This window comes from Pedobacter sp. UBA4863, assembly GCF_002399615.1.
GTDB lineage: Bacteria > Bacteroidota > Bacteroidia > Sphingobacteriales > Sphingobacteriaceae > Pedobacter.
In genome coordinates this window covers 1-4,803 of sequence record NZ_DHDZ01000054.1, presented here as the reverse complement: position 1 = coordinate 4,803, position 4,803 = coordinate 1, and the positions used below count along the sequence as shown (strand labels likewise).

The window sequence follows — 4,803 nt, the reverse complement described above, 5'->3', positions numbered from 1 at the left end:
TAACCATCTGAGCTACCCCGCCGATTTTTCGAGATGCAAATATAGGATTAAATCCAATAAACAAGAAAATTATTTAAAAAGGTTTTGCCATTACGGTGTGCCTGTTAAAAGCCTGGGTTTACACCTTATTAGTTAATAAGGTTAGTCGTGTAAAAGGCTTAAATCTACCAGATGTAGCAAAAAAAATACTTATTTCTTAAAACTTTGCTTTTATAAAAAATAGTGGGCGGTAAGTGCTTTCCAATTATTTTTGTTCTTCCTAGCCTCAATGGAGGTCTGTTTATACAGGTTAGTTAATTATTTATTTATAAGGTATTACCAATAATCTTAATCTTTCTATTAAGTGTCCACCTTATCATTTTGGAGCTGAATTTACAGTTCCTGTCTCATTGGTGGATCATACTCTACTTTAAAAGGTTAGCAGTTTCTTTCTTATAGATAAGCATTCAGTTTGTATAATAATAGCTCTTATTGCCGAAATGTAATTATGAATTATTGTAATTCTATTGTCTTTTCAAAAAACAGCTATAAATTTATTATTAAATTATCATCGCTGTGTAGTTCAAGAAGTAAATTACATTTATATATAAGTAATTCTTTATAGAATTTTTGGTTTATTTGTCTTTCTTCTTCCAAAAAAGATTTTCTACAGCAGTAAAACCCATTGCGTTAATTTTTATAAATATCTAAAATCAGATTTTTATGTAATATTTCATATAGTTATGAATGGTAAACAATAATTCCAATTATTAATAAGACTATACCTAATCCTAATGTATAGACCATGTCTTTTCCCAAATTACCTGTGGACAACCTAACTAAATAGGCCTTTGTAATTATGGGGCCTAAAATATAAAGTACAGCAATGTTGCCTATACTTAACAGTATCCAATTGTAATGAAGCAAATAATGAAAAGGGATTATAGGTAGAATAAATCCGCAGATAATAGGTATAAATACTAATGGTGTGGATAAGTACATTGGTTTATCAATTTCCGATTTGTTGTTTATTACAGAGTGTATTCCAAAGGTTGTTATGAAGCAAACTATTGAGATAACAAATAAAAGGGTTGCCATAAATATTTTTTAATTGTGATTATTTGAAATATAAATTACATGTGATTGGAACACCATCTTTAACAGTACTATAAAATCCCTCATTTAAAGTATTATCGTTTTTAAAAACTAGGAGAGTTATAAAATAAGACTGTTTGTTTTTATCGTAATTGTCAATCATTGTATAAGTGTAGGTGCCATTTTTATTATCAATAACTCGTTCATCTTCCCATCTGCTTTTGTAAATTTCGTCTTTACCAATAAACTTAAAAGAGATACTAATTTTTGGGTCTATGGTAAAGTAATCAAAAAGAGATGAACCAGTAAATGAATTACAATCAGTCATATTATTTGAAGAATTAAGATTGCATAATTTGTAAGATTTTACTCTATAGGTTGATTGTGAATAAGTGAACTCACCTAAAAATATTATTAAGAAAGTTATAGACAGGGTTTTAATTTTGGACATAAGGTTATTAGATTAATAATTATTCAAACTTTTAGACATTATTATTTTGTTTCCAAAATCAATAGTTATCCTGCTACCCTTTGTTACACCTAAATATGTTAATTTTAGAAGCAGATACTTAAACTTTCCTTCCCAATATATTGCTACTTTGCCTGTCTTTATATCTGTTTGATTTTCTGTTGGATTTCCATAAAGAATTTTATAGCTATTTAATAATTCAGTTAACTTATCTAAAGACTTTTTTAAGTCAGAATATCTACCTTCTTGAGGGGCATCCCATGCGGATAATTCAATTGTTATTAAAGTTAATTTTTGGTCGACAAAGGTTAATAGTACTCTTTTAACATCATTTCCATATAAGTTTGGTAGTTCACCATTTTTATAGATGTAAGATTTTTGCGTGTTACCATCAAGAAATAGCTGGAGTTGGCTGCTCCATTTTTTATAGCTATCTCCTAACGTGAAATTGTAGTAGCCTAGCTTTGCATCTAATGCATTTGATGATTGTGCTTTGCTATTTACAAAAGAGAAAAATAGAGCTATTATAAGAAATGCTTGCTTAGTTTTTGGCATCATAATGATTTTTTATTTTAAAGTTATCAAATATGATAATTTATTAAGATAATTATTAATAAAATTTAAGTCATTTATTAATCCAATGCCTAGTTGTCTTATATGATAACCTAAGAAGGCTTAAATCCATTCTTTTTGTTATCGTATTTGATAATTGCAATGACTGAAGAAGAGCTGCTCAAAAAAATCGGACAGAGGATAAAGGATTTAAGAAAGGAAAAAGGTGTGTCCCAGATTGAACTTGCTGTAGAATTAAATTATGAAAAATCTAATATGTCTAGACTTGAGTCTGGAAGAGTTAATCCAAGAATTTTTACATTGTATAAAGTAGCCCAAGCTTTGCAAGTTGACTTAGAGGAAATAATTAGGTTGGATTAGTTTTGCAAAAAACGGCTATTTAAATAATTGTAATATGATATATATATTAATTTTTTTGTAGGAAAAAACTACCTATAGGCTACACACATACACAAACTTGAAATGGGTAGTAAAAAATTAAAAAACACACTTTCAGAAAAACACCATATTCTTTACGTTCCTAAGGGTGTTTCTATAGATGAATTATTAGTATTATTTCCAATTCAAGTCCCAAATGGTAGAGATTATTTAGTTTTTCTTCTGCATATTATTAAGGTTGGTAATGCCTATACTCCATTAAATAGCAAGGTGTTGAGAGACCGATATTTTAAAAATTATAATTCTTTGTTGAACTGGCTTATGGACAGAGGTATTATTTCAACAGACAATAAATATTCTGTTTATAAAAATACAGGTATAGCCAAATTTAAAGGATATAAATTTACAGAAGGCTATAATGTCAAAAAGAAGCCAGAAATAATTTCTAATAAAATTTTAATCAAAAAAATATCAACACCTGTTTCTTCAAAATCTAACTGGCTAGAGGAAATTATCAATCCTAACTTTGCTGGATATGGCTTTGTCGAAGATATATGGTTAACCTCCAGTGATCTTGCTTCTAGGTTAAATTTAAAGCCGATAATCATGATCAGAAGCTTGAAGCAAATGGATTTTATAAAATCACGTGAGTTTGGTGCTCAAACATGGTATAAATACATTTCTTATAAAAATCAATTTACTAAAAAGCTAGATTTCTCTTTGAGATTCACAGAAGCTTCTGTTAATATTGTTAAAGAAATAGCGAATAAGTATCCTGATTATTTTCCAAAAAAAAATAAAATCTCCTAACATATATAATTAAAGAAAAAATTCTCTTTGATTCACTATTCTTCCTAGCCAGACATTGTATAATTAAAGAAAAAATTAACTCCCGTTGTTCTAGAATTTATGACAATGGGAGTGTTAATTAATAATTGTTCCTATAATTCGGGATCTTCAGTAGAGTATTCATATCTGTGGCTTCTTGTTATAACTTCTGAAGTATCTGGGATGACAAATTCATAAGGTTCACAATCAACCTTTTTAATTCTTCCTGTTAGCTCTTGACCAATTAATTGTCTGCAAGTTTCCTCTGTAAATGTACTAGGTAGACTTGCTTTTTTAGCTGTTGCATACATACCTCCAGTTTGACTTTTAATAACTTCTATTCCACTCTGTAGAATTAAAACGAAAAACTCTTTCTCTTCTTCATTTTTTCTTTTTTGATAACCAACTATCGTAACCATAATTTTTAAAATTAATTTTTAGTTAAACACATTTTTTTGTGGCTTGAGCCTGAAATTTGTGGGGGTGTTGGATTTGTACGGTGGGAAGGATTTTTGTTTAACTAGGGCTTTTATTTAAAGCCCTAGCTAGGGGCAGGGGGGAGTGCAATATGAACTAATTAGGGGGGTGGTTTATTAAGGACATTCACTCACAAAAAAGCCAGTTCCTTTGTTTGATTTCTTTAGGGGTTAGCAGGTTAATGATGATAAAGACCTGCCAAGTAAAACTGTCTAAATAGGCAAAGTTTTATTAGCAAATATTTCTTAGTTGTGGTTAGGATGGAATAGTAAAAGAATTGATGTTAGAAATAGATGTCTCATTACACCATTTCAATATTTTTGCTCCAATATCGCTGTTAATGATGAATTCTGGTTGGTTTAAGAACAAATTTGTTCTGTCTTTAGTGCAATTGGCTTTATGCTTGGAGTTAATATCAAATACGATGGTAAATTCATAATCCACTCCCTCCCTTTGTACTGCTTTTAAACCAATTTTTTCGGGAACATATTTTCCCTCTTTTTGAGTCAATACATAATCCTGCTTTACCCGCATGTTGCTTATTACATGAGCATCTGCTTTAAGGATTGCATTAATAAAAGCATTTTGTTTTGGATTTATTTTACCCCAATTAGTAAATGAATTTCCTGTCATATTTGAATGAAGTTCTAAAAGATAGTCCCAACAATGACTAATGCTGTCAATTATAATAACCTCAATATTCGATTTTACACATAGATCTATAGCTTGTATGTAATTTTCTGGTGAATATGGAGCTTGCAGAGTGACACAATTAAATTCTCCCAAATGTGAGTATAAATCCGCACTGCCATTTTCTGTGTCTATTACACCAATTTTAGTCCAGTCTTTACATAATCCATAGGCTAATAATAATGAAGAGTATGTTTTTCCGCTTCCAGATGAACCTTGAATAGCCATTTTGATTTTCGTTTTTTTTCTTTGTGCTTTTTGTAGTTGCATTTTGTTTTCTAATAAAAAGAGGGGGCTGTCTCAAAAGAGATAGT

General features: G+C 29.7%; 7 protein-coding genes. 2 read left to right on the top strand and 5 right to left on the bottom strand.

What is annotated here, in order from left to right; translation table 11 throughout:
* Positions 1–720 precede the first annotated feature (720 nt).
* From B3I52_RS13995 to B3I52_RS13985, 3 genes are read right to left on the bottom strand one after another with little or no spacing between them, the layout of a single operon-like run.
* Entirely contained in the window at positions 721–1,077 is a 357-nt protein-coding gene (locus tag B3I52_RS13995) for a hypothetical protein (protein ID WP_293302321.1), read from the bottom strand.
* Between the two features lie 19 nt (positions 1,078–1,096).
* Positions 1,097–1,525, bottom strand: a complete 429-nt coding sequence (locus B3I52_RS13990) for a hypothetical protein (RefSeq protein WP_293302318.1) — start codon at positions 1,523–1,525, stop codon at positions 1,097–1,099.
* Positions 1,526–1,537: 12 nt separating this feature from the next.
* Entirely contained in the window at positions 1,538–2,101 is a 564-nt protein-coding gene (locus B3I52_RS13985; RefSeq protein ID WP_293302316.1) for a hypothetical protein, read from the bottom strand.
* A 156-nt stretch (positions 2,102–2,257) separates the two neighbouring features.
* Between B3I52_RS13985 and B3I52_RS13980 the strand changes: the two genes are divergently transcribed.
* Positions 2,258–2,476, top strand: coding sequence for a helix-turn-helix domain-containing protein (locus tag B3I52_RS13980; RefSeq protein ID WP_293302315.1), 219 nt, complete (start codon positions 2,258–2,260; stop codon positions 2,474–2,476).
* Between the two features lie 102 nt (positions 2,477–2,578).
* On the top strand, positions 2,579–3,304 hold the full coding sequence (locus tag B3I52_RS13975) for a hypothetical protein (RefSeq protein ID WP_293302314.1): 726 nt from the start codon (positions 2,579–2,581) through the stop codon (positions 3,302–3,304).
* A gap of 131 nt (positions 3,305–3,435) precedes the next feature.
* Here the strand turns inward: B3I52_RS13975 and B3I52_RS13970 are convergent, their stop codons facing one another.
* Together B3I52_RS13970 and B3I52_RS13965 are read right to left on the bottom strand one after the other, a co-directional pair.
* Entirely contained in the window at positions 3,436–3,741 is a 306-nt protein-coding gene (locus B3I52_RS13970) for a hypothetical protein (protein WP_293302311.1), read from the bottom strand.
* Positions 3,742–4,054: 313 nt separating this feature from the next.
* A complete protein-coding gene (locus B3I52_RS13965) occupies positions 4,055–4,759 on the bottom strand; it encodes an AAA family ATPase (RefSeq protein WP_293302309.1) in 705 nt (234 codons plus the stop codon).
* Between the last annotated feature and the right edge of the window lie 44 nt (positions 4,760–4,803).

Bases quoted from the DNA above. Each gene is read 5' to 3' on its own strand.
- B3I52_RS13995 (WP_293302321.1), bottom strand. From the start codon at position 1,077: ATGGCAACCCTTTTATTTGTTATCTCAATAGTTTGCTTCATAACAACC.
- B3I52_RS13970 (WP_293302311.1), bottom strand. From the start codon at position 3,741: ATGGTTACGATAGTTGGTTATCAAAAAAGAAAAAATGAAGAAGAGAAA.
- B3I52_RS13965 (WP_293302309.1), bottom strand. From the start codon at position 4,759: ATGCAACTACAAAAAGCACAAAGAAAAAAAACGAAAATCAAAATGGCT.
- B3I52_RS13990 (WP_293302318.1), bottom strand. From the start codon at position 1,525: ATGTCCAAAATTAAAACCCTGTCTATAACTTTCTTAATAATATTTTTA.
- B3I52_RS13975 (WP_293302314.1), top strand. From the start codon at position 2,579: ATGGGTAGTAAAAAATTAAAAAACACACTTTCAGAAAAACACCATATT.
- B3I52_RS13985 (WP_293302316.1), bottom strand. From the start codon at position 2,101: ATGATGCCAAAAACTAAGCAAGCATTTCTTATAATAGCTCTATTTTTC.
- B3I52_RS13980 (WP_293302315.1), top strand. From the start codon at position 2,258: ATGACTGAAGAAGAGCTGCTCAAAAAAATCGGACAGAGGATAAAGGAT.